Raw genomic sequence first — 22,279 nt, 5'->3', positions numbered from 1 at the left:
ATGGATAGTATTGAGGAATGGGAAATTCAAAAACAGCCTCCGATTCTCTCCTCCACGGCGATGCACGTCCTGACAAGTCAACCCTGCTTCAGGCAGATGAGGCAGCTCCGGAGATCAAAGTAAACAGCCGTATGGATACCGGTGGATTTATATCGCTTATTGGTCGCTTCAGTGCTTACAAGGCTGCGGGGCTGCTGAGTATTCTATTCAGCAGCCTGCTCATGTACGGCTGGTTATCAAACCCGCTTGAACTGACCGGCATCACCGCCCATCTGCCTGTCGTGAAGTTCAACATCGGGCTCTGTTTCTTTTTGGGTGGAATTGCACTGCTCTTCACGACTCGGAAATCCCATGGAATTGCCGACAAAATTGTTAAGTTCCTGGCGACCTTTTTGTTGCTGGTGATTGTTTCTCTTACACTGGCCGAATACCTGTTTGGAGTGAATCTTCCAATCGATCAACTGTTCGTCCGCGACACCAGTTTGCCTCAGGAAGGAACTGCACCCGGCCGCATGTCGTTGTCAACGGCCACACTGTTTCTGCTGTTGAGTATCTCTCTGGTGCTGCAGTGTTTCGGTTCGGTCAAGTTGATCTCGCTGTCCCAGATTCTGTCGGTACTGGTCGGTCTGGGAGGACTGATTGGTGTGAAGAGCTATCTGTTTGGTGGTGACTCATTCTCCAGTTACTTCGCGTTCTCCACCATGGCTATCCACACCTCTATTCTCTTCATTGTTATGGGTGTCGGCATGTTTCTGGTGAAACCCGATAATGGACTGACAATTGTGGTCGGTAACAAGCACGTGGGCGGCATGCTCATACGCAGGTTTACCCTGCCGCTGGTGGTCTCATTGGTTGGTATAAACCTGTTGATACACCAGGGTAATGTGGCCGGTTTGTACGATTCGGCCCTGGCCATGTCATTGTCCAGTGTGACGAGCAGTGTTCTTGTCATCTACCTGGCCATGCTGCTGGCCAGGAATATCAATCAGATGCAGACCCAGGTCGAGCAGCAGAACACACTGCTGTATAACCGAAGTGCCGAACTGGGTGATCTGCGCACAGCGATGGACCAACACTCCATCGTTGCCATTACGGACTCCAGGGGCAGAATAACCTACGTTAATGACAAATTCTGTGCGATATCCAAATACGCCCGGGAGGAGCTGCTCGGGAGAGACCATCGCATCATTAATTCCGGCTTCCATCCCAAGGCATTTATTCGTGAACTTTGGGATACGATTTCCACTGGAAGGGTCTGGAAAGGGGAGATCAAGAACCGGGCCAAGGATGGCACTCACTACTGGGTGGATACCACCATCGTGCCTTTCCTGGATACGGCGGGAACCTTGACCCAATATGTCGCGATACGTACGGATATTTCCGAACGCAAGTCGATTGAAGAGCGGCTCCAGATCAGCCGTGACCAGCTCGAACAGGCGATGGAATCGGCCGACATGGCCTCCTGGATATTCGATGTGGATTCCCAGATCTTTACCTGGAATGACCGTTTCTACCGGATATTCGGCACGACCGCAGAGAAGGAGGGTGGCTATCAGATGGCTGCGCGGCGTTACCTCCAGAAGCTCTGTCATCCGGAAGATGCTGATGGTATTCGTCAGGAGATCGTCAAGGCAATCAACTCACCTGAAATCGATCAGGTATTTACCATCGAGTATCGAATCCGACGTCAGGACAATGACCAGGTTCGTGACGTGGTGGTCAATTATCAGCGTAATTTCGACACCCAGGGTCGTGCTGTCCGGGTCTGGGGAGCCATTCAGGACATAACCGATCGAAAACAGGCTGAGCGGGAGTTGGAAGCGGCACGGAAAGCTGCCGATTCGGCTAACCGGGCGAAGAGCGCCTTCCTGGCCAACATGTCCCATGAGATCCGTACCCCGTTAAACGCTATTGCCGGAATGGTGGAGTTGATTGAACACACCAAGGACATGGATGAACAGAGTAAGATGCTGCGCATTACACGCCAGTCAACCGAGGCGTTGACCGGCATCATCAATGATGTGCTGGACCTGTCGAAAATCGAAGCCGGGATGCTGGATATCAATCCGGAGCCGGTATCGGTGCGGGATATCGTGACATCCGCCGTCGAAGTCTTCTCCAGCAGTGCCAGTGCCAACAGCCTCTACCTGCGCCAGGTCTGTGATGAGCAGGTACCGGAAGCGGTATTATGTGATCCATTACGACTACGACAGATTTTGTTTAACCTGCTTGGCAACGCCATCAAGTTCACCCGTATCGGTGGCGTTGAAGTACGGGCGATTTTACAGAGCCAGACAGATCAACAGGTGGAAATCAGGTTGGAAGTGGCCGATACAGGAATCGGTATCAGCGCTGAATCCCAGGCAAAGTTATTTCAGCCGTTTGTGCAGGCGGAAGCTGACACGACACGTGAATTCGGTGGTACCGGACTCGGCCTGGCCATCTCCCGCCGGCTGGCCGACCTGCTGGGCGGTAATCTGACACTTCAGAGCGAACTGGGCGAAGGTACAGTAATGGTACTCACCCTGACGCTCCCCCTGGCGGACCCCAATAGTCTGCCGGTGACTGCCGGTGAGTCGGTAAAGGCCAGGCTGCCGGAACTGCGAGCCCAGCTATCGATGCGCAGGGATCAGCGCAAGCTGCTTATCGTGGACGATAACGCTATCAATCGAAAAGTCCTGCAGCGGCAACTAACGGTGCTCGGTTACACGGCCGATGAAGCGGAAAACGGCAAAGTGGCGCTCGAAAAGTGGCGTGTCGGCGACCATGCGCTGCTGATTACCGATTGCCACATGCCTGAAATGGATGGCTATGAACTGGCCAAGAGCATCCGACATGTTGAATGGAGTGAACCGCAGCGTGCCCCTATCGTGATTGTTGGCTATACCGCTGATGCGGGCAAGGATTCCAGAGAGTTGTGTGCCGCGGCGGGTATGGATGATGTGCTGATCAAACCTGTTGCGCTGGAAGCGGTCGGTGTGATGCTGGATCTCTGGCTGACATCCATGGATAACCGGAAAGCCGGCGTAAAGGCAGAGCCGAAGATAGTTGGAAATGGTGATGTGACGAGCCCGATAGATGAACAGGGACTGAACGCGATCACTGGTGGTGATGTCGCTTTCGGGAAGGATATATTGCGCAGCTTCCTGGCTGAAAAGGACGATGAAGCCGACTATTTTGTCTCCCTGCTCGAAGATGGTGATCTGCAGGAGATCGTTCACATTGCGCATCGCCTCAAGGGTGCGGCCAGGACCATCGCCGCCATGCGGCTGGCAGAAATTTGTGGGCAGATTGAATCAGCGGCCAGCAAAAGCGATAAAAAGGGTGTCGCCACCATGAAAAATGGACTGGTACAGGAGTTCGATAAGGTTCGTCGTCACATCCTCTCCATCGGCAGTTTGACAGCATGAATATTGCCTGCATCGAATCCCCGGCAGCACGGAACGGCGCACAGCAATGGCACAGCTGTTTTATCAAACAGTTATCACGGGAATACAGTCGATGATTACTCAATGGATGGATATAGTGAAGGTTTCGGAAAACCGGTGGCTGTCAATACAGGGGAGTCAGTTAGATGGACCCTGTGACCGGTCAGGCGGTAACGCAGCATGAATGCCAACTTATCTTGTTTATCCGTATTAATCGTGGATGATGACAACTACCAGCGCGGTTTGCTGGAGAAGATGATGAGCATGATCGGTGTCGGTGAGATTCATCAGTCGGAATCGGCGCTCCATGCCCTGCAGTTTATTTCCACAGCCAAAAAACAGCCCGATATTATCATTACCGATCTCGATATGCCGGATATTGACGGCATGGATTTTCTGCACCAACTCGGCGATAAAAATATCGATTCGGCGGTGCTGATCGTGAGTGGTAAGGAGCGCAGCATTCTGCGTAGCGTGGAGCTGATGGCAGAAGAGTATGGCTTAACCGTGCTCGGGGCCTTGTCAAAACCGGCCATGATCCCGGAGTTACGCCATAAAATCACCGCTTCCCTGCAACTGGCCAAACCAAAAATTCTCCGGGCTGTAGAGTCTTTCTCAAGGGCGGAAATCCAACACGGTATTGAACAGGGACAGTTTGAGCCGTTTTTTCAGCCCCAGGTGGAGCTGCAATCCCGGCAGGTAATTGGTGTTGAAGCGCTGGCCCGCTGGCACCATCCGGAGCGGGGCATTATACCCCCCGGCCTGTTTATTGGTGTCGCCGAACAGAACGGTCTTATCGATCAACTGACCTGGGTGATACTGGAGAAAGCGATTGCACAGTTGGCCTACTGGAACAGTGTGGGTCTGCACCTCACTGTCAGCATTAATTTTTCACAAGTAACACTCAGTGACACACGACTATCCAACCGGATCATGGATCTCCTGTCTGACCAGGGAGTTGCACCTGAACAACTGATCGTGGAAATCACCGAAACAGTGGCCATGACGGACGTGGCACGCTGTCTGGAGACGCTGGCACGCCTGCGAATCAAGGGCTTTGGCCTTTCCATTGATGATTATGGTACCGGGTTTTCATCACTGCAGCAGTTGTCCCGGGTGCCCTATACCGAGTTGAAGATTGATCAGGCATTTGTCACCGGGGCCTCCTCCCAACCCCATTTGCTTGCGGCTGTGGAGTCGAGTGCGGACGTGGCCGGTAAGCTTGGTCTGAGATGTGTGGGTGAGGGTATCGAGACCTTGGACGACTGGAATTGTCTCCTTCAACTCGGTTGTGATATCGGCCAGGGCTATTACATTGCAAAACCGATGGCCGGAGAGGAGTTGATCCAGTGGGTGCAGGCCTGGTATTACGAATCCAGGGCGGTATCCAAATGATCAAGGGACAACCGGCACGATGACTGCGCTCTGGAAAGGTACTATTCCTGTTATAACGACCGATAACGCTACAGCCCATGACGGGTCGATTGACCCGGCTGTGCCAACGGTCATTCCCATGCCCACCCGCCGGTTCGCTTACGGTCGACGATAATGAATGTCATGGACAACCGAAAATCAGCAAGAATTGAATAATGATGAAAGTAACAGTATCTGAGACGAAACCGCCTGTGGTGTTGATCGTGGATGATCAACCATCCATGCGCACTGCGCTTTGTGACTTGCTGACGATCTTCTTGCCAGGTGTCCGGGTGCTGGAGGCCAGCAACGGCAGCTCCGCGTTTGCCACCATCAGTAAGTCCAGCCCGATACTGGTACTGATGGATGTATTCATGCCGGATATGAATGGTATCGAAATCACCCGAAGGGTGCGGGGATTCGGGGATGAGACATTGATCATTGTTATGTCCACCGACAATTCACCTCGCACCAGGGAACTGGCTATTGCGGCAGGTGCTGATCAGTTCATCGCCAAGGATCAGATCTTTCAACAGCTTCAGCCACTGTTGTCGCAACTGAATCTGCCGATGGAAGCTGCAGAGGGATAATGGCTGCTTGTGTTGAGTCATGGCAGCGAGCAGATTAACCGCGGGATATACCGGCACACCCGGCCGGTTTCAGAAAGTGGGTGGCGTATTGATCCACAAGACCCGGGTTGTGACTTTTCCGGTATTTCGGTAGCTGTGGGGAATTTCACTGGCAAAGTAGAAGGAGTCGCCGGCCGACAGTGTATAGGTGTTGTCGCCCAGTTTAAGCTCCAGCTCCCCTTCCAGTACATAACCAAACTCCTCGCCGACGTGGTGAATCATCTCTTCCGACTCGGTGCCGGGCGCCAGCAGATGGATATCCCCCTGCAGTAACTGACTGCGTGCCGGAGCCACCAGCCGTTCCAGCTGAATACCGGAACGGCCGCTTCCAAAGTTCACCACCGGGCGCTCGTCGGCTCGCATCACCGGGGATCGCACCGCCTCCTCCTGGGCAGTGAGTTCAGCCACGTTGGTGTTCAGGGCTTTAGCCAGTCGATGCAGGGCTGACAGGGAGGGGGAGGCCTGGCCCCGTTCGATTTTCGATAACATGCTCTCCGAACAACCCGCTTCCCGGGCAACATGCTTGAGAGTCAATCCACTTAGTGTGCGTGTATGGCGGATGCGTCCACCCAGTAACAGGGCCGGATCGAGCCGGGGCAATGGAGCACCGGTCTCCGCCGATGTAGAGGTGGGTTTGTCTTTTTTAGTTTTTTTTCGTTCTCTGGCCGACATGGTGTTCTCACTGGTTGTTTGCGGCGATGTCCCACCATGGGGACGTCGCCACAGTAGGGATCAGGCAACTGAAAAATGCACCGGCATCGGTGCTCTGCTGTTGATTGCCACAATATCCTGCGGACAGGCCGACATGACGACAATACTGTCCATCTCGGCACGGAATTCCACATAATCGCCGGCCCGGCTGACGGTCGGCAACCATTTGATTCCGCCATCGATATCAAAGGGTATATTCATCCACAGATTAAGTGAACCGGGAACTTCGTGCTGACGCAGGCCGATCGCCTTCAGGGCCAACCTCAGGTTATCGGCGCAACTGTCGTGATAACCCTCTACCCCAAGGGTGCGGTAGCGGTAGATATCACAGGGAGCGATCAGTGTATCGTGGACGCCGGGTGAGGTATCGGTTGTCAGGGTCAGAATAGGACGACGGTGGTTGGTCACCAGTGCGTCGCCCGGTAGCGGATTGATCCGGTCGATCCAGGCACGAAGGTGCTCCATGGACATGAACTCGTTCAGGTTGTCCGCGTTGAAAGCCCACAGATCGCAAACCTGCGTGCCGTGTGTGTTGATGACACGGATAGTCTGTCCGGCAGCGACACGCACGGCCCGACCGTTCCGTGCCGGTACTTCGTACAGCTTTCCTGGCTCCGGCGTACCATCCGGTGAGATCGGCTCATGCAGGGTGTTGTTGGTGCCTTCGGCATCGCCATTATCTGCAAGCAGGGCGGGGGCGGTCATGGTGTTCATCAGTTGACTCCTTGGTTGGTTTGTTCAGATCAATTAGGGGTTGATTGCAACGCATTGGCAGGCGTGGCAAGTGTGATAACTGCACCAGCCAGTGCTCGCACACCGGCGACCAGGTCCGCCTCGGCGGTGTCTTCGGCCGGGTTATGGCTGATGCCTTTATGGCTGGGTACAAACAGCATGGCGGTGGGACACACATCCGCCAGGTACATGGCGTCGTGGAAGGCGCCAGAACCCAACCGGCAGGCGGGTGCCCCGGTGGCGGATACGGCCGCTGCAACGGTTTCTATGACAGCCTTGTCGAACCGGGTCGGGGGGCGCCGCATCAGGCTGCGCAGTGCATAACCGCAGGCGCCGGTTTTTGCTTCCACTGTCTGCCGGATCAGGGCTTCCATCTCCGCCAGGACGGCTTCTTCAGGGTGGCGCAGATCGATGGTGAAAGTGACACGGTCGGCAATGGTGTTGATTGAGCCGGGGGATACTTCCAGGCGACCGACTGTGAAACGCAGGGCAGGATCCTGGCGTGCCGCGGCCATCTCGCCCAGCCGGCTGATCAATTGGGCGGCACTCATCAGGGCATCATGCCGGGCTGCCAATGGCGTGGTGCCGGCATGGGCACTGACCCCGGTGACGCTGATCTCGAACCAGCGCACCCCCTGGATACCGGTCACGATACCGAGTTGAAAGCCGCCATCTTCCAGAACCGGCCCCTGTTCGATGTGGGCCTCCAGATAGGCGTGAACCGGCCGCCCCAGGGCACGGGAGGTCGCGGCAGGGGTGGCCTGGCGGGCTGCATCCCGGGCCTGTTCAAAGCGCTCGCCGCCGGCGTCGGTGACCGGCAGGAAATCGGCCAGTCGGGTGGGATCGGCAAAAGCACTGGAGCCCATGGCACCGGGACTGAAGCGGGACCCCTCTTCATTGGTCCAGATAACCAGCTCAAGGGGACGCTGGGTGCGAATACCCGCGTCGTCCAGGGCAAGAAACAGCTCCATACCGGCGACCACACCGTAGGCGCCGTCCAGCCAGCCGCCCACCGGCTGAGTGTCGATGTGGCTGCCGGTCATCACCGGTGTCAGGGCATCTGCCAGGCCTGCTCGACGCAGAAACAGGTTTGCCGCATCGTCCATGTACCATCGGTAGTGGGGTGCGCTGAAGCGGGAACAGAGCCAGCGACGCGCTTCCAGCTCGGAAATGGTTAGCGCTTCCCGGGCGACGCCACCACCCGGCACTGCGCCGAAAGTAGCCAGGCGCTGAAGCATATCCATGAAGCGTGCCGGATTGACCTGTTGCATGGCCAACCGGGCCTCGACTGGCAAAGCTGCTGTCTGGGAAAGTGTCGTGATGCTCATCGTGGTTCAGTGGTCCCGGGTGTTGGTGGGTAGCTCGATCGCGCCATTGCGACTGCGATCAAACCAGGTGCGCAGGAAGGCGCGCAGACGATCGGTAGCCGGCGTGGTAAACAGGCGGCTGGGTACACCGGTTTCGATAATGCGGCCGGCCTCCATGAAAACGACCCGGCTGGAGACTTTGGCGGCGAAGCCCATCTCGTGGGTAACCATCACCATGGTCATGCCATCCCGGGCCAACGACTGGATCACCTCCAGTACCTCGTCGACCAGTTCCGGATCGAGTGCCGAGGTGGGTTCGTCGAGCAGCATCACCTCCGGTTCCACTGCCAGCGCCCGGGCGATTCCCACCCGTTGCTGCTGGCCGCCGCTGAGTTGAGCGGGGAAGGCATCCGCCTTGTTGGCCATGCCGACCCGCTCCAGCGCACGCATGGCACGCTTGCGGGCGGCGTCCCGGTGTATGCCCTTGACCAGGGTCAGGGGGGCCGTGACGTTCTCGATAACCCGCATGTGCGGCCACAGGTTGAACTGTTGAAATACCATTGCCACGGGTGCCCGTACTTCGGCAATGTTGCGGTCACTGTCACGCCGACGCTGGCCATTTCCGGTATGGGTGTAACCGAGTAGGGCGCCCCGGATGCGGATCTCCCCCTGGTCGTACTCTTCGAGGAAATTCATACAGCGCAGTGCGGTGGTTTTGCCGGAACCGGAGGGGCCGATCAGGGTCACCACTTCACCCTGTTCCACATCCAGGTCGAAGTCATGCAGCACCCGGTGTTCGCCATAGGATTTGCCGACGCCGCGCAGACTAACCATGGGTAAGTGAATCGAATTCATATCAAACTCCCTTGTTCACACGGGGTGAGAAAATATGTTCCATGCCCCGTCCAAGCCCCGCCATGGAGAGGGCCAGCACCCAGTAGATAAGACCGAGCAGGATATAGGGCTCTGCGTAGGAGAAGGTCTCGGCAACAATGCTGCCGGCGGTCATGGTCAGCTCAGGCACGGTGATGATGGAGGCGATGGACGACTCTTTGAGAATCAGGATCGCCTGGTTGGTCAGCATGGGAATGGCCAGCCGGCACGCCTGGGGCGCCTCGATACGGACCAGGATCTGCAGGCGGGAGAGTCCGAACGCCCGACCGGCTTCCAGCTGACCCGATGGGATGGATTGCCAGACGGCACGGAATATCTCGGCAAAATAGGCGCTGCCGTAGAGGCTCAGGCCCACCACGGTGGCCTGCAGTGGGTCAAACGTGATGCCGATCTGGGGCAGGCCGAAATAGATCACAAACAGCTGGGCCAGAAAGGGTGTGCCACGCACCAGCCAGACAAACAGACGATAGGGTGTGTCAAGCTGCCGGGGGAACAGTGCCCGCAGACCGTTCAACACAAAGCCGCAGGCGGCGCCAATCAGGACGGCAAGTAGTGAGACCTCCAGGGTGACCCAGGCGGCGGTCAGGAAAGCGGGCAGTATGTCCAGGATCAGTTCGATATTCATGCCGGACTCCCGGAGTTAAAACGGCGTGCCAGGGCCGTGGCCAGCAGGGCGATCACCGTGGTCAGCAGCAGATAGGCACAGGCAATGGAGAGGTAGACTTCCAGTGGCCGGTAGGAGACCGCCACCAGCTGTTTGCCGACCCGCATCAGGTCGGCTATGGCAATAACCGAGATGACCGCGGAGCCTTTGATAATGTCGATCGACTCGGACATCAGCGAAGGCAGGGTGATGCGCACCACCTGGGGGACCTGGATATGCCAGAGAATCTGGCGCGGGGAGAGGCCGAACACCCGGGCCGCTTCGATCTGGGCGGTGGGAATGGCGCTGAATCCGGCGCGCAGAATCTCGCTCTGGAATGCGGCTGAATTGAGCGCCAGGGCGGTGATGGCCGCCAGTTCCGGTTTCAGGTTGATGGCAAAGGCCGCCGGCAGATAGAACAGCATCAGCAACTGCACCAGGATGGGGGTGCCGCGGAAGAAGCTGACATAGATCCTCACCAAAGTAGCCAACCAGGGGTTGCGGGAGCGCACCACATGGAGGCCGATAGCCGCCAGGAATCCGAGCACAATGGCCACGATGGACAGACCGGCGGTGGTCAGCATGCCGTTGCCGATGCTGGGCAGATAGTCGACCAGGCGTTCTATAAGCGTCATGGGGTGGCTCCCGTCAGTTAACGTGGTGAGTAACAGGCGCTGTTACATCATCGGCTCAGGCAGATGATCGGCCGGCAGATCCATGGTGAAACCGAACCATTTCTGTTGCAGTTCGGTCATCTTGCCGCTGCGGTTTGCCTGTGCGATGCCCTGACTGAAAAACTCCACCAGTGGGGCGCTATCGCTATCCTTGCGGCCAACCCAGGCGTAATAGGTCTTGGGTCCGATAGCCGGCTGGACGATGGCGTAGGTATCACCGCGACGTTTGACCAGGGGGCCAAGATTGGACATAGACTGGGCGACTGCGTCGAGCCGGCCGGCGGCCAGGTCGGCGTAAGCTTCATCAAAGGAGACGTACTCCCGGATCGCCTTCAGCGAGGGCTTGCCGGCGTCGCGCAGTTTCCGATCGTAGTCCTGCAGTGCCTTGAGCTGTGCGGAACCGGCCTGGGAACCGATCACCTTGCCGGCGATCTGTTCCGGGCTGCTCAGGCTGCTGTCGTCCGCCCGTTTGAGGAGTGCGACCGTTGCCTCTGCGATGGGCACGGTAAAGGCAAATTTGGCGGCACGGGCCTTGGTGACCATTACCGAGGTGACAATGAAATCGAATTTTTTCGCTGCCAGGCCAGGCAGAATGGCCTGAAAAGGGACATCCTGGCGTTTGGCTTTCACACCGGGCAGGTCCGCCATGATGAGGTCGAGCAGATCGGCGCTGTATCCGACGATCTTGCCATCCTCTACAAACTCAAACGGAGCGAATTGGGCTTCAGTACCAATACTGATCTCTTTATTCTGCTTCACTGTGGTGAGCAGGTCGGCGGCTGTCGCCTGGAGGGGATTCAGCGCCAGGGTGGCAGCGAGCGCGCAGGCGATGGAGATGGACTTTGTAAAGGCTGTTTTCATGCTGGACCTCGTAGGGTAAGCGTTACGTTCAAGATGTATGCGTTTAATTCAAGTTACTTGAATCACGTGAATGTCTTGAGCAAAGCCTGTGCCAATCGGGCGAGGTTTTTTTAATTTCTTGTTTTCAAAAGATAATTGATGAGCAGTCGCCGGTTCGGCGATATGCAGTAGCATTTTCCGACGTGCGCTTTTGGTGCATTCACAGTGAGAGGCGCACCCTGATGGATCGTCTTCAGGCTGCACAGGGGCTACCAAACAGTGATACGGCCAGAGGGACGTGACCGGATCATACCGAGCGGTCAGGCGGGCGGTTCAGTAGTGGCGGGGGAGAGTAATGGCGTTTTGGCCGCGACCCGGGGCGACCAACAATGGCTGGGCGGGAGAGATGTGCTGGGCAACTGTTTTATCGGATTTGCTGCTCGGCTGAAGCAGCGCTCTCCTGCAAAGCAACTGTCCTGAAGCCGGTGAGCATAAACTGGTTGCCGGCCGGGGATACCCGACCGGCGATGGGAGCGTGGTCAGGCCCGGACCAAGTTCGATTTATGGGCCCGCAGCGAGTCCAGCACAATGGGAGTCAGGCCGCTGTCACTGCTGCTCTCCAGATGAGCTATCAGTTTTTCCCGCATGCGCGGATCCCAGAACTTCTTCAGGTGGCCGGCGATCTCCTGCAGGGCCTGTTCCCGATCCGGGATACTTTCGAAAAAAGTGCCAATCTGGTTGGCCATCTTGATCAGTCGGTCAATATTCATGAGTCAGACTCGCTTGTTCGATTCAGTCGTTCAGGATGGGTGTAGATATTCATACGCTGGCCGCGCACGAACCCCACCAGGGTCAGCTGGGCACTCTCCGCCAGCCGGATCGCCAGACTGGTGGGAGCGGACAGGGCAGCCAGGAAACCGATGCCGGCGGCGGCACTCTTCAATACCATTTCGTAACTGGCCCGGCTGGTTACCAGCACGGCGCCACCGGCACCATCGATTCCCCCCCGGGCCAGCGCGCCGATCAGTTTGTCCAGTGCGTTGTGACGACCCACGTCTTCGCGGATCATCACCAGTTGCCCCTCAGGGTTGAGCCAGCCGGCGGCGTGGGTGGCGCCGGTGTGCTGCATCAGGATCTGGCTGGACTTCAGTTGCCGGAACGCCTGGTGCAAAAGCGGTGCCGAAAAGCGTGACCCTGTGGTCAGGGGAGCCGGCTGTCGGTACACCTGCTCCAGGCTCTCCGCACCACACAGACCGCAGCCGGTGCGGCCCGCCAGGGTTCGCCGTTTCTCCTTCAGTTTGAAAAAACAGGCCGGGGCGATCTCCAGTTTCACCGTGATACCTTTTTCACCCTGATCTACCTGGATGTCGCGGATCTCCTGTGGCGTGGACACGATGCCCTCGGTCAGACTGAAACCGGTGACAAAGTCCTCCAGGCAGTCCGGCGAGGCCAGCATGACCGCGTGGGAAATGCCGTTGTACTCCAGCGCCACCGGCACCTCGTCAGCCACCTGGTCGGTAGCGGCCGATAGGTTGCCGTTATCCCAGGTGCGTGTCAGACAGGGACTGCAGGGCAGGCTATCGTCTGTCCCATCCGCCAGCAGACGGGTTTGCAGGGAGGCCATCACTGCTGTTCCGCCAGTGCGCTTTCAGGTGCCGGTTTCCCCTTTAACAGTGCCAGCTGCCGGCGGTTAAAGGCCTGGTAGTTTTTCTGCCATTCCGAGGGCTGACTGACCGCCGTTACCTGGGTGGCGGTCACTTTGTATTCCGGGCAGTTGGTGGCCCAGTCGGAGTTGTCCGTGGTGATCACGTTGGCGCCCGACTCCGGGAAGTGGAAGGTGGTGTAGACCACGCCCGGCTGCACCCGCTCCGAGATCCGGGCGCGCAGCACCGTCTGGCCGGCACGGGACTCGATACCGACCCAGCCGCCGTCCACGATGCCACGCTCCTCGGCGTCGTGGGGATGGATCTCCAGGCGATCTTCGCTGTGCCAGAGCACATTGTCGGTCCGCCGGGTCTGGGCGCCCACGTTGTACTGCGACAGAATCCGGCCCGTGGTCAGGATCAACGGGAAGCGGCGGGTCACCTTTTCATCCGTGGGTACGTAGCGGGTGATAAAGAAACGTCCCTTGCCGCGCACGAACTGATCCACATGCATCACTGGAGTGCCCTCCGGGGCGCTATCGTTACAGGGCCACTGGATACTGCCCAGCTCCTCCAGCCGTGCATAGCTGACGCCGGTGAAGGTGGGGGTGAGGGCGGCGATCTCATCCATGATTTCGGATGGATGGCGGTAGTTCATGGGATAGCCCAACGCGTTGGAGAGGGCCATGGTGGTCTCCCAGTCCGCCTTGCCGGCTTTCGGCGGCATCACCTTGCGCACCCGGGAGATACGGCGTTCCGCATTGGTGAAGGTGCCGTCCCGCTCCAGGAAAGAGGAGCCGGGCAGGAACACATGGGCGTACTTGGCGGTTTCATTGAGGAACAGGTCCTGCACCACGATGCACTCCATCGCCTCCAGCGCACGGGCCACGTGCTGGGTATCGGGGTCGGACTGTACGATATCCTCTCCCTGGCAGTAGAGCCCCATGAAGCTGCCCTCCAGGGCGGCATCAAACATGTTGGGTATGCGCAGGCCAGGTTCCGCCTGCAGCCTGGTGCCCCAGGCCGCCTCGAACTGACTGCGGGTCGTGACATCGGAGACGTGCCGGTAGCCGGGCAACTCATGGGGGAAGGAGCCCATGTCACAGGAACCCTGTACATTGTTCTGGCCGCGCAACGGGTTGACGCCCACCCCCTCCCGGCCGATGTTGCCGGTGGCCATCGCCAGGTTGGCGATACCCATGACCATGGTCGATCCCTGGGCGTGCTCGGTGACGCCCAGTCCGTAGTAGATGGCGCTGTTGCCAGCCGTGGCATACAGCCGGGTCGCCTCGCGCAACTGTTGTGCCGGTACCCCTGTGGCCTCCTCCAGCGCCTCCGGGGCGTTCTCCGGCAGGGCGGCAAACGCCTTCCAGTCCCGGAAGGAGGCGCTATCGCAACGGGCCTCGACGAACGCCTCATCAATCAGGTTCTCGGTGACCAGCACATGGGCCATGGCGCTGATCAGCGCCACGTTGGTACCCGGTTTCAGCTTCAGGTGGTAATCGGCCCGGATATGGGCGGAGTTGACCAGGTCGATGGTGCGTGGATCGATCACGATCAAGCGGGCGCCTTCCCGCAGGCGCCGTTTCATGCGCGAGGCAAATACCGGGTGGCCGTCGGTCGGATTGGCGCCAATGACCATGATCACATCGGCCTGCTCCACCGACTTGAAGGTCTGGGTGCCGGCCGATTCCCCCAGTGTCTGCTTCAGACCATAGCCGGTGGGGGAGTGGCAGACCCGGGCGCAGGTATCCACATTGTTGTTGCCGAAGGCGGCCCGTACCAGTTTCTGGACCAGGTAGTCCTCTTCGTTGGTGCAGCGCGAAGAGACAATGCCACCGATCGCATTCCGGCCATACTTTTTCTGGATACGCTTGAACTCGGAAGCGGCATAGTTGATCGCCTCATCCCAGGAGACCTCCTGCCAGGGGTCGTTGATGCTCTGGCGGATCATCGGTTTGAGAATGCGATCCTTATGGTTGGCGTAATCCCAGGCGAAACGCCCCTTGATGCAGGAGTGTCCTTCGTTGGCCTTGCCATCCTTCCAGGGAATCATGCGTACCACTTCGTTGCCTTTCATCTCCGCCTTGAAGGCACAGCCGACGCCACAGTAGGCGCAGGTGGTGACCACGCTGTGATCCGGCTGACCCTTGGCGATAATCGATTTTTCCGTCAGGGTGGCGGTGGGGCAGGCCTGCACACAGGCGCCGCAGGAGACACATTCGGAGGCCATGAACGCCTCGTTCTGGCTGGCCGCGATACGGGATTCGAAGCCGCGCCCGTCGATGGTCAGGGCGAAGGTACCCTGGATCTCCTCGCAGGCCCGAACGCAGCGGTTACAGACGATGCATTTAGAGGGATCGTAGGTGAAATAGGGATTGGAGAGATCTTTCGCGTCACTCAAATGATTCCGGCCTTCGTAACCGTAGCGCACGTCCCGCAGGCCAACCGTGCCGGCCATGGTCTGCAGTTCGCAGTTACCGTTGGTGGGGCAGGTGAGGCAGTCCAGCGGATGGTCCGAGATATAGAGCTCCATCACCCCCCGGCGCAGTTCCGCCAGGCGTGGCGTTTCGGTGAGAATCTGCATGCCCTGTTCCACCGGGGTGGTGCAGGATGCCGGATAGCCGCGCCGATCCTTGATCTGAACCAGGCAGAGGCGGCAGGAGCCGAACGGCTCCAGGGTATCGGTGGCGCACAGTTTGGGTATGTTGACGCCGGCTTCCGTGGCGGCACGCATCACCGAGGTGCCCTCGGGAACGGTCACCTGAATGCCGTCGATCTCCACCGAGACCAGGTTTTCCGACTCCCGCGCCGGGGTGCCGAAATCTTTTTCACTAAGCTGGTACATATTCAATCCTCCTGGGCCGGAATGGGGTCAGCCTGCCTTGCGCACAGGGGCGGCGGCGAAATCTTCCGGAAAATGATCAAGCGCGGAGAGCACCGGGTAGGGGGTCATGCCCCCCATGGCGCACAGGGAGCCATCCTGCATGGTGGCGCACAGATCCCGTAACAGGGTGATCTGGGACTCCACCTGCTGACCGGCTATGATCTTGTCTATCACTTCCACGCCACGGGGGGAGCCGATACGGCAGGGGGTGCACTTGCCGCAGGACTCCAGGGCACAGAACTCCATGGCGAAGCGGGCCTGTTCGGCCATGTCCACGGTGTCATCGAACACCACGATGCCGCCGTGCCCCAGTACACCACCGATAGCGGCCAGGGCCTCGTAGTCCACCTCCACGTCGAGCTGCCCGGCGGACAGATAGGCGCCCAGCGGACCGCCCACCTGTACCGCCCGTACCGGGCGACCGCTCTCGGTGCCGCCGCCGAAGTCGTCGATCAGTTCACGCAGGGTGACACCGAACGCCTTCTCCACCAGCCCGCCATAGCGGATATTGCCGGTCAGTTGCAGGGGCAGGGTGCCCCGTGAGCGCCCCATGCCGAAGTCGCGGTAGTAAGCTGCTCCACGGGCCAGGATCAGCGGCACCGCGGCCAGGGAGATCACATTGTTGATCACCGTCGGCTGGCCGAACAGGCCGTGCACCGCGGGCAGGGGCGGCTTGGCGCGCACCATGCCCCGTTTACCCTCCAGGCTCTCCAGCATGGCGGTCTCTTCACCGCAGACATAGGAGCCGGCCGCCTTGCGTACCTGCAGGTTAAAGGCTTTGTCAGATCCGAGAATGTTACTGCCCAGGTAGCCGTAACGGCTGGCAATCCGGATGGCCTCCTCCAGGGTGGCGAAGGCTTGCGGGTATTCAGAGCGGACATAGATATAGCCCTCGGTGGCACCCACCGCCAGGCCGGCAATGGTCATGCCTTCGATCAGCATGAAGGGATCACCCTCCATCACCATGCGGTCGGAGAAGGTGCCCGAATCGCCTTCGTCGGCATTACACACCACGTATTTCTGATCCGATTCACTCTCCAGCACGGTGTTCCATTTGATCCCGGTGGGGAAGGCCGCGCCGCCACGGCCCCGCAGGCCCGATTCGGTCACGGTCTCCACGATCTGCCTGCCACTCAGGGCCAGTGCCTTCTCAAGGCCGGCGTAGCCTTCGTGCTGCAGATAGTCATCCAGGGAGAGCGGGTCGGTGATACCCATGCGGGCAAAGGTGAGACGCTCCTGTCGCTTCAGGTAGGGAAGCTCCTCCACCAGGCCCAGTGCCAGCCTGTGTTCGCCCCCCTGTTGAAAGCCGGCATCGAACAGGGCCGGTACATCTTCCACGGTAACCGGTCCATAACCGACCCGGCCGGCCTCGGTGGCCACCTCCACCAGGGGTTCCAGCCAGAACAGGCCGCGGGAGCTGTTGCGGATCAGGCGGATTTCGATGTTGCGGAGCAACGCCTCGCTGCGAATGGCGTTGGCCACCGCGTCGGCCCCCAGAGAGCGGGCGGTGGAATCGCAGGATACATAAAGGGTGATAGTCATGGGTTTTGCTCCAGCAGTGCGTCGAACCGTTCCGGGGTGACCCGACTATGAAGCTGGCCGTCGATGCTGACCGCCGGCCCGGTGGCGCACAGGCCCAGGCAGTAGACCGGCTCCAGGGTGACGTCATGCTCGGCGCTGGTCTGGTGGAATTCGCAGCCGAGGCGCTGGCGGGCGTGTGCATCCAGCTGTCTTGCCCCGCGAGCCTGGCACGCTTCGGCGCGGCAGATCTCCACCATCCGTTTACCGCAGGGGCGATCGCGGAAATGGTGGTAATAGCTGATCACCCCGTGGACCTCGGCACGGGACAGGTTCAGGGCGGCGGCGACCGGAGTGACTGCGGCAGGGGGAATATAGCCGACGCGTTCCTGGATACTATGCAATATGGGCAGCAGGGCGCCCGGCATATCCGCGAAGGCGTCGATGGCCGCCTGGATGGCCTGCGGGTCAAAAGACGGGTCTGCACTCATTGGAACCTCCTCGCTTGTTATTTTTCCGCTTCATCCCGTGACTACGCCTGTCCGGGTAGTGACGGTGACCGGTTATTCTGTAGTGGTCGCGGCCTGAACAGTGCTTGTGGGCCGGCTAATGTATATCAGCCACTTATGGCCGACTGGATTCTTGAGCGATCCACTGGGTAATGATGCTAGTATTGTTTACAAATCAGAGCAATATGACGTTTTGGCCCGAATAAAATACTATTTGTAGTCGCTTTTAATATGAAATAAATTGCAACTATGAGATTCGTTATCAAACCGGTGATCAGCCACATCGAGGCCAATGGCGAGAGCAAACCGCTGGACCGGGCACTGCTGTTACTGGGCGAAATTGAAACCTCCGGTAACCTGCGCGAGGCGAGCAGGCAGCTGGGCATCTCCTACCGACACGCCTGGAATCTGCTGGCGGATCTGGATGCCCTGCTGGGTGACAGCGTGGTTGAGATGACCCGGGGTCGTGGATCCCGCTTGACCGAACTGGGCCGCAAGCTGCTCTGGGCGCACCGGCAGATGGAAGCGCGCCTGGGCCCCTTCCTGGACAGCATGGCGTCTGAGATCGAGGCGGAAATTAACAGCATCGTACCCCAGGGGGATGGGGCGTTGCGCCTGTTCGCCAGCCACGGCTTCGCCATCGATGCCCTGCGCAAGCGCCTCACCCAACGCAAGAACCAGTTTGAGATCAACTACCGGGGCAGTCTGGAAGCGGTCGACGCGTTAAACCGCGGTGTCTGTGATATTGCCGGTTTCCATATTCCCCAGGGTCCGCTGATGGAGCCGGTGCTGGCGCGCTTTGCCAAGCTGTTCAAACCGTCGTTCCGGCTGCTCTGCCTGGCCACCCGGGGACAGGGGATCATGGTGGCGCCGGGTAATCCCCACGGTATCTGGAGTATCGCCGATCTGAAAAAGCCCAATATCCGGCTGGTCAATCGCCAGGAGAACTCCGGTACCCGGATGCTATTGGAACTGCTGCTGGAGCAGCACCAGATCGACAAGCGGGATATCCAGGGCTTCGAGAGTGTCGAGTTCACCCACTCCGCAGTGGCGGCCTATATTGCCAGCCGCAAGGCCGATGTGGGGATCGGCGTGGAGGCGGCGGCACGCCAGTTCAACCTCGATTTTGTACCCCTGCTGACGGAAAACTATTTCCTGATGTTTGACCAGTCCCTGCAGCATGATCGCCGTCTGCGCCCGATTCTGGAAACCATGGAGAGTGGTGAATTCCGTGCCGAGGTCAGCGGGCTGGCCGGTTACGCCCCTTGCCTGAGCCTGGATATGCCCAGTCCTGCCACCGCGTTTCCCGGGATTGCCTGAACCCCGACGGGGCGGGCAAGGAACCATCCCGTACTGATCCGAACCCAGCTGCGCCGTACCGGCTATACTGTCGACAGTGGCTTGTCCATCTGCTTCAATGGAAGCCTGTACCGATGCCCGGTGTGATTTATGCTATGACTATGCAATCTTCACCTCTGCGTACCGGCCCTGTCCGGCTGGTCTACCTCACCCTGGGGTGGCTCTTTTTTGGTCTCGGTATGCTCGGGGTGGTGTTGCCGCTGTTACCTACCACGCCGTTTCTGTTATTGACCCTCTGGGCCTTCTCCCGCAGTTCGCTCCGGTTACACCAGTGGCTCTACCAGCACCGGGTTTTCGGACCGGCCCTGCAACGCTGGCATCAGCACCGGATTATCCCGCTGCATGCCAAAGTGATTATCGTGGTGACCATGTCGGCCAGTCTCACCTATCTGATCGGCTACAGCCAGGTACCGCAAGTGGCTGTCTGGCTGACTGCGGCGATCATGCTGGTGGTGGCAAGCTATCTGCTGACCCGGCCAAGCGCTCTGAAGGTGGAGACAGACCCGATCGAGTGAGGCGGAGCGGATTGTCCGGGCAGTCGGATCCGGTACGCTAAACTGTTGCCTGGAACCTGTAACGAGGATGATTGCCGATGTCCGAACATAGCGCCCGGGTGATCTGGAAAAGAGGTGACGCCAGTTTTCTGGATAACCGCTACAGCCGGGGACATCGCTGGGAATTTGACGGGGGGCTGTCAGTGCCCGCCTCTGCATCGCCCCAGGTAGTACCGGCACCGTTGTCGGTGGAGGCGAACGTGGATCCGGAAGAGGCCTTTATCGCCGCTCTCTCCAGCTGCCACATGCTGTTTTTCCTCTCCCTGGCGGCCCAGTACGGATTTCTGGTGGAGTCCTACGATGACCAGGCAGTGGGCGAGTTGGGCAAAGACGCCGAAGGGAGGACCGTCATGCTGCGGGTGAAATTACGGCCGATTATTATTTTTGGCGGACAGCGCAAACCGACTGAATCCCAACTGCAGGCGCTGCATCGCCAGTCACACCAGTGCTGTTTTATCGCCAACTCGGTGAAGACTGAGGTGGTGGTGGAGCTGCTCTGAGCAATTGACTCTCAATGCCGGGAGGATACCCATGGATCTGATTCAGCAACGTACCGTGAACTGCCCCTATTGTGGTGAACCGCTGCTGCTGTTGCTGGACTGTTCGGTTCCGGAGCAGGAGTATATCGAGGATTGTCAGGTCTGTTGCCGGCCCATCACCGTTACCCTGAAGTGTGAAGATCCGGATGATCTGTTCCTGTCGGTGCGGCGGGAAGATGATTGATTGTCACGATTTGTTAACCACCACGTAAATTCACCGTCACATCACCCGGTTAGGCTGCTGCAAAACCGAGTGGAGATGACTGGTGTTAAACGTAGAACAGGTAATAACCAACCGCTTTCCCGATTTTTTTGAGACCAAACCATCCCTGGTCTCCCGCCCCCTGGTCCGCTTCCTGCGCATGCTCTTCAACGAGCGGGAGATCAACCAGTTCCTGCAACGTCACGCCGGAATCAAGGGGCTCGATTTTATCGAAAAGGTGCTGGAGTATTTCGATCTCGATTACTCCCTGATCAGCAAGGAGCTGGAGAACATACCGCCCACCGGCCGGGTGGTGATTGTGGCCAACCATCCCCTTGGCGCCCTGGACGCCCTCGCACTGATTCTGATGATCAGCCGGGTTCGCACGGATATCCGGGTGATTGCCAATGATCTGCTCTCCTCCCTGAAACCGCTGGAGGAGATGCTGCTGCCGGTGGATAATTTCGGCGGTGGGTCCAGTCGCGCCAATATCAAGCGCATCTACGACGCGCTGCACCGGGAGCAGGCGGTGATCGTGTTTCCTGCCGGTGAAGTGTCCCGACTGCGGCCCAGCGGCGTGCGGGATGTGCACTGGAAGCCCGGTTTCCTGCAGTTTGCCAAACGTACCGCGTCGCCGGTGGTGCCGGTTTACATCGATGCCAGGAATTCACCCCTGTTCTATGGCGTATCCATGTTGTCCAAACCCCTGGCCGCGCTGCTGCTGGTGCGTGAGATGTTCCGTCAGCGGAACAACACCATCGGATTCCGTATCGGTGAGGCGATCCCGATCCGTACCATCAGCGAGTCCGGTCTCAGGCCCAAGGCCCAGGTGAAGATGCTGCGCAAGCATCTCTATCGCATCGGCCAGTGTCGCAACGGCATCTTCGCCACCGAGAAGAGTATCGCGCACCCGGAATCACGCCAGTCGCTGAAGAGCGAACTGCGGGCGGCGGAACAGCTGGGCACCACCACCGACGGCAAGCAGATCATCCTGTCCGACTGGCAGGCGGACTCCAGTTTCATCCGAGAGATAGGCCGTCTGCGGGAACTGAGTTTTCGCAAGGTGGGTGAGGGGACCGGGCAGCGGCGCGATGTGGATGCCTATGACCAGTATTACCAGCACCTGGTGCTGTGGGATGACGCCGAACTGGAGATCGCCGGAGCTTACCGTTTTGGTGATGCGGCGGCCATTGTGGGCTCGCGGGGACTGGATGGTCTCTACAGTGCCAGCCTGTTCCGGCTGGATCCGGCCTTTGAGACCTATTGCGCGGCCGGTCTGGAATTGGGGCGCAGCTTTGTCCAGCCGGCCTTCTGGGGTTCGCGGGCGCTGGACTACTTATGGCAAGGACTGGGCGCCTATGTGAGGCATCAACCCCGGGTGCGTTACCTGTTCGGACCGGTCAGCCTCAGTGCCCGCTATCCGGGCCATGCCCGTGATCTGATTGTCTACTACTTCAGCCACTACTACGGTGCCGGACAGGCACTGGCGGAATCCTACAACCCCTACCGTATCAGCCAGGCGGCCCTGAATGAGTGCCGGCGCATTTTTGTCGGCGATGATGCGAAGGCCGATTTCCAGGAACTGAAGTACCAGCTCTCCCTGTTCAATCTGACCGTACCTACCCTGTACAAACAGTACACCGAGCTGTGTGAGCCGGGCGGCGTGCAGTTCCTGGCATTCGGGGTGGATCCCCAATTTGCCGATTGCGTGGACGGGCTGATCCTGGTGGATCTGGAGCGGGTAAAGGCTTCCAAACGGAAACGTTATATCGGGGCGTGATCCCGACAGCAGAATAA

20 protein-coding genes are annotated in these 22,279 nt (G+C 58.8%); 8 read left to right on the top strand and 12 right to left on the bottom strand.

Translation table 11 applies throughout. From position 1 onward, the window contains the following. The first annotated feature begins 17 nt into the window (after positions 1 to 17). The 3 genes from AAY24_RS06980 (at position 18) to AAY24_RS06970 (ending at position 5,431) form a co-directional block, all read left to right on the top strand. Positions 18 to 3,410, top strand: coding sequence for a PAS domain S-box protein (locus tag AAY24_RS06980; RefSeq protein ID WP_046859078.1), 3,393 nt, complete (start codon positions 18 to 20; stop codon positions 3,408 to 3,410). 234 nt (positions 3,411 to 3,644) lie between these two features. Then, on the top strand, positions 3,645 to 4,823 hold the full coding sequence (locus AAY24_RS06975; protein ID WP_199930517.1) for an EAL domain-containing response regulator: 1,179 nt from the start codon (positions 3,645 to 3,647) through the stop codon (positions 4,821 to 4,823). A gap of 194 nt (positions 4,824 to 5,017) precedes the next feature. Beyond that, on the top strand, positions 5,018 to 5,431 hold the full coding sequence (locus tag AAY24_RS06970) for a response regulator (RefSeq protein WP_052761112.1): 414 nt from the start codon (positions 5,018 to 5,020) through the stop codon (positions 5,429 to 5,431). 69 nt (positions 5,432 to 5,500) lie between these two features. Here the strand turns inward: AAY24_RS06970 and AAY24_RS06965 are convergent, their stop codons facing one another. The 12 genes from AAY24_RS06965 to AAY24_RS06910 form a co-directional block, all read right to left on the bottom strand. Beyond that, a complete protein-coding gene (locus AAY24_RS06965; RefSeq protein WP_082117063.1) occupies positions 5,501 to 6,142 on the bottom strand; it encodes a cupin domain-containing protein in 642 nt (213 codons plus the stop codon). A 60-nt stretch (positions 6,143 to 6,202) separates the two neighbouring features. Then, the gene (locus tag AAY24_RS06960) at positions 6,203 to 6,895 is read right to left on the bottom strand and encodes a DUF1989 domain-containing protein (protein ID WP_199930516.1); all 693 of its coding nucleotides are present in this window, start codon (positions 6,893 to 6,895) and stop codon (positions 6,203 to 6,205) included. 29 nt (positions 6,896 to 6,924) lie between these two features. Next, positions 6,925 to 8,241 carry a M20 family metallo-hydrolase gene (locus AAY24_RS06955; RefSeq protein ID WP_199930515.1) on the bottom strand — a complete coding sequence of 439 codons (1,317 nt, stop codon included), beginning with the start codon at positions 8,239 to 8,241 and terminating at the stop codon, positions 6,925 to 6,927. 6 nt (positions 8,242 to 8,247) lie between these two features. Continuing rightward, on the bottom strand, positions 8,248 to 9,075 hold the full coding sequence (locus AAY24_RS06950; RefSeq protein ID WP_046859074.1) for an amino acid ABC transporter ATP-binding protein: 828 nt from the start codon (positions 9,073 to 9,075) through the stop codon (positions 8,248 to 8,250). A 1-nt stretch (position 9,076) separates the two neighbouring features. Then, complete coding sequence (locus AAY24_RS06945; protein WP_052761111.1) at positions 9,077 to 9,739, bottom strand: amino acid ABC transporter permease; 663 nt, start codon at positions 9,737 to 9,739, stop codon at positions 9,077 to 9,079. Next, the gene (locus AAY24_RS06940; RefSeq protein ID WP_046859073.1) at positions 9,736 to 10,392 is read right to left on the bottom strand and encodes an amino acid ABC transporter permease; all 657 of its coding nucleotides are present in this window, start codon (positions 10,390 to 10,392) and stop codon (positions 9,736 to 9,738) included. The genes AAY24_RS06945 and AAY24_RS06940 overlap by 4 nt, the downstream gene beginning before the upstream one ends. Positions 10,393 to 10,434: 42 nt before the next feature. Continuing rightward, positions 10,435 to 11,292: a transporter substrate-binding domain-containing protein gene (locus AAY24_RS06935; protein WP_046859072.1), complete on the bottom strand. Its 858-nt coding sequence runs from the start codon at positions 11,290 to 11,292 to the stop codon at positions 10,435 to 10,437. A 518-nt stretch (positions 11,293 to 11,810) separates the two neighbouring features. Continuing rightward, on the bottom strand, positions 11,811 to 12,041 hold the full coding sequence (locus tag AAY24_RS06930) for a formate dehydrogenase subunit delta (protein WP_046859071.1): 231 nt from the start codon (positions 12,039 to 12,041) through the stop codon (positions 11,811 to 11,813). Continuing rightward, the gene (gene fdhD, locus AAY24_RS06925) at positions 12,038 to 12,895 is read right to left on the bottom strand and encodes a formate dehydrogenase accessory sulfurtransferase FdhD (protein ID WP_082117062.1); all 858 of its coding nucleotides are present in this window, start codon (positions 12,893 to 12,895) and stop codon (positions 12,038 to 12,040) included. The genes AAY24_RS06930 and fdhD overlap by 4 nt, the downstream gene beginning before the upstream one ends. Further along, positions 12,895 to 15,762 (bottom strand): formate dehydrogenase subunit alpha, encoded by a 2,868-nt coding sequence (fdhF, locus tag AAY24_RS06920; RefSeq protein ID WP_046859070.1) that lies wholly within the window; start codon positions 15,760 to 15,762, stop codon positions 12,895 to 12,897. The genes fdhD and fdhF overlap by 1 nt, the downstream gene beginning before the upstream one ends. Before the next feature lie 27 nt (positions 15,763 to 15,789). After that, entirely contained in the window at positions 15,790 to 17,343 is a 1,554-nt protein-coding gene (locus AAY24_RS06915; RefSeq protein WP_046859069.1) for a formate dehydrogenase beta subunit, read from the bottom strand. Continuing rightward, entirely contained in the window at positions 17,340 to 17,810 is a 471-nt protein-coding gene (locus AAY24_RS06910) for a formate dehydrogenase subunit gamma (RefSeq protein WP_046859068.1), read from the bottom strand. The genes AAY24_RS06915 and AAY24_RS06910 overlap by 4 nt, the downstream gene beginning before the upstream one ends. Before the next feature lie 267 nt (positions 17,811 to 18,077). Between AAY24_RS06910 and AAY24_RS06905 the strand changes: the two genes are divergently transcribed. The 5 genes from AAY24_RS06905 (at position 18,078) to olsF (ending at position 22,262) form a co-directional block, all read left to right on the top strand. Then, a complete protein-coding gene (locus AAY24_RS06905; protein ID WP_046859067.1) occupies positions 18,078 to 19,148 on the top strand; it encodes a substrate-binding domain-containing protein in 1,071 nt (356 codons plus the stop codon). A gap of 134 nt (positions 19,149 to 19,282) precedes the next feature. Next, positions 19,283 to 19,702 carry a YbaN family protein gene (locus AAY24_RS06900; RefSeq protein ID WP_052761353.1) on the top strand — a complete coding sequence of 140 codons (420 nt, stop codon included), beginning with the start codon at positions 19,283 to 19,285 and terminating at the stop codon, positions 19,700 to 19,702. Positions 19,703 to 19,779: 77 nt separating this feature from the next. Continuing rightward, a complete protein-coding gene (locus AAY24_RS06895) occupies positions 19,780 to 20,241 on the top strand; it encodes an OsmC family protein (protein WP_046859066.1) in 462 nt (153 codons plus the stop codon). A gap of 31 nt (positions 20,242 to 20,272) precedes the next feature. Beyond that, positions 20,273 to 20,464 carry a CPXCG motif-containing cysteine-rich protein gene (locus tag AAY24_RS06890; RefSeq protein ID WP_046859065.1) on the top strand — a complete coding sequence of 64 codons (192 nt, stop codon included), beginning with the start codon at positions 20,273 to 20,275 and terminating at the stop codon, positions 20,462 to 20,464. Positions 20,465 to 20,546: 82 nt separating this feature from the next. Then, the gene (gene olsF / locus AAY24_RS06885) at positions 20,547 to 22,262 is read left to right on the top strand and encodes a bifunctional ornithine lipid synthase OlsF (RefSeq protein WP_046859064.1); all 1,716 of its coding nucleotides are present in this window, start codon (positions 20,547 to 20,549) and stop codon (positions 22,260 to 22,262) included. Positions 22,263 to 22,279 lie beyond the last annotated feature (17 nt).

Source organism: Sedimenticola thiotaurini (genome assembly GCF_001007875.1).
GTDB classification, from domain to species: domain Bacteria; phylum Pseudomonadota; class Gammaproteobacteria; order Chromatiales; family Chromatiaceae; genus Sedimenticola; species Sedimenticola thiotaurini.
This window is presented reverse-complemented; position numbering and strand designations above follow the sequence as displayed.

What these genes read in the sequence shown, in the direction of transcription:
- AAY24_RS06980 (WP_046859078.1), top strand. Translation starts at nt 18, where the DNA reads ATGGGAAATTCAAAAACAGCCTCCGATTCTCTCCTCCACGGCGATGCA.
- AAY24_RS06970 (WP_052761112.1), top strand. Translation starts at nt 5,018, where the DNA reads ATGATGAAAGTAACAGTATCTGAGACGAAACCGCCTGTGGTGTTGATC.
- AAY24_RS06965 (WP_082117063.1), bottom strand. Translation starts at nt 6,142, where the DNA reads ATGTCGGCCAGAGAACGAAAAAAAACTAAAAAAGACAAACCCACCTCT.
- AAY24_RS06960 (WP_199930516.1), bottom strand. Translation starts at nt 6,895, where the DNA reads ATGAACACCATGACCGCCCCCGCCCTGCTTGCAGATAATGGCGATGCC.
- AAY24_RS06955 (WP_199930515.1), bottom strand. Translation starts at nt 8,241, where the DNA reads ATGAGCATCACGACACTTTCCCAGACAGCAGCTTTGCCAGTCGAGGCC.
- AAY24_RS06950 (WP_046859074.1), bottom strand. Translation starts at nt 9,075, where the DNA reads ATGAATTCGATTCACTTACCCATGGTTAGTCTGCGCGGCGTCGGCAAA.
- AAY24_RS06945 (WP_052761111.1), bottom strand. Translation starts at nt 9,739, where the DNA reads ATGAATATCGAACTGATCCTGGACATACTGCCCGCTTTCCTGACCGCC.
- AAY24_RS06940 (WP_046859073.1), bottom strand. Translation starts at nt 10,392, where the DNA reads ATGACGCTTATAGAACGCCTGGTCGACTATCTGCCCAGCATCGGCAAC.
- AAY24_RS06935 (WP_046859072.1), bottom strand. Translation starts at nt 11,292, where the DNA reads ATGAAAACAGCCTTTACAAAGTCCATCTCCATCGCCTGCGCGCTCGCT.
- AAY24_RS06930 (WP_046859071.1), bottom strand. Translation starts at nt 12,041, where the DNA reads ATGAATATTGACCGACTGATCAAGATGGCCAACCAGATTGGCACTTTT.
- fdhD (WP_082117062.1), bottom strand. Translation starts at nt 12,895, where the DNA reads ATGGCCTCCCTGCAAACCCGTCTGCTGGCGGATGGGACAGACGATAGC.
- fdhF (WP_046859070.1), bottom strand. Translation starts at nt 15,762, where the DNA reads ATGTACCAGCTTAGTGAAAAAGATTTCGGCACCCCGGCGCGGGAGTCG.
- AAY24_RS06915 (WP_046859069.1), bottom strand. Translation starts at nt 17,343, where the DNA reads ATGACTATCACCCTTTATGTATCCTGCGATTCCACCGCCCGCTCTCTG.
- AAY24_RS06910 (WP_046859068.1), bottom strand. Translation starts at nt 17,810, where the DNA reads ATGAGTGCAGACCCGTCTTTTGACCCGCAGGCCATCCAGGCGGCCATC.
- AAY24_RS06905 (WP_046859067.1), top strand. Translation starts at nt 18,078, where the DNA reads ATGAGATTCGTTATCAAACCGGTGATCAGCCACATCGAGGCCAATGGC.
- AAY24_RS06900 (WP_052761353.1), top strand. Translation starts at nt 19,283, where the DNA reads ATGACTATGCAATCTTCACCTCTGCGTACCGGCCCTGTCCGGCTGGTC.
- AAY24_RS06895 (WP_046859066.1), top strand. Translation starts at nt 19,780, where the DNA reads ATGTCCGAACATAGCGCCCGGGTGATCTGGAAAAGAGGTGACGCCAGT.
- AAY24_RS06890 (WP_046859065.1), top strand. Translation starts at nt 20,273, where the DNA reads ATGGATCTGATTCAGCAACGTACCGTGAACTGCCCCTATTGTGGTGAA.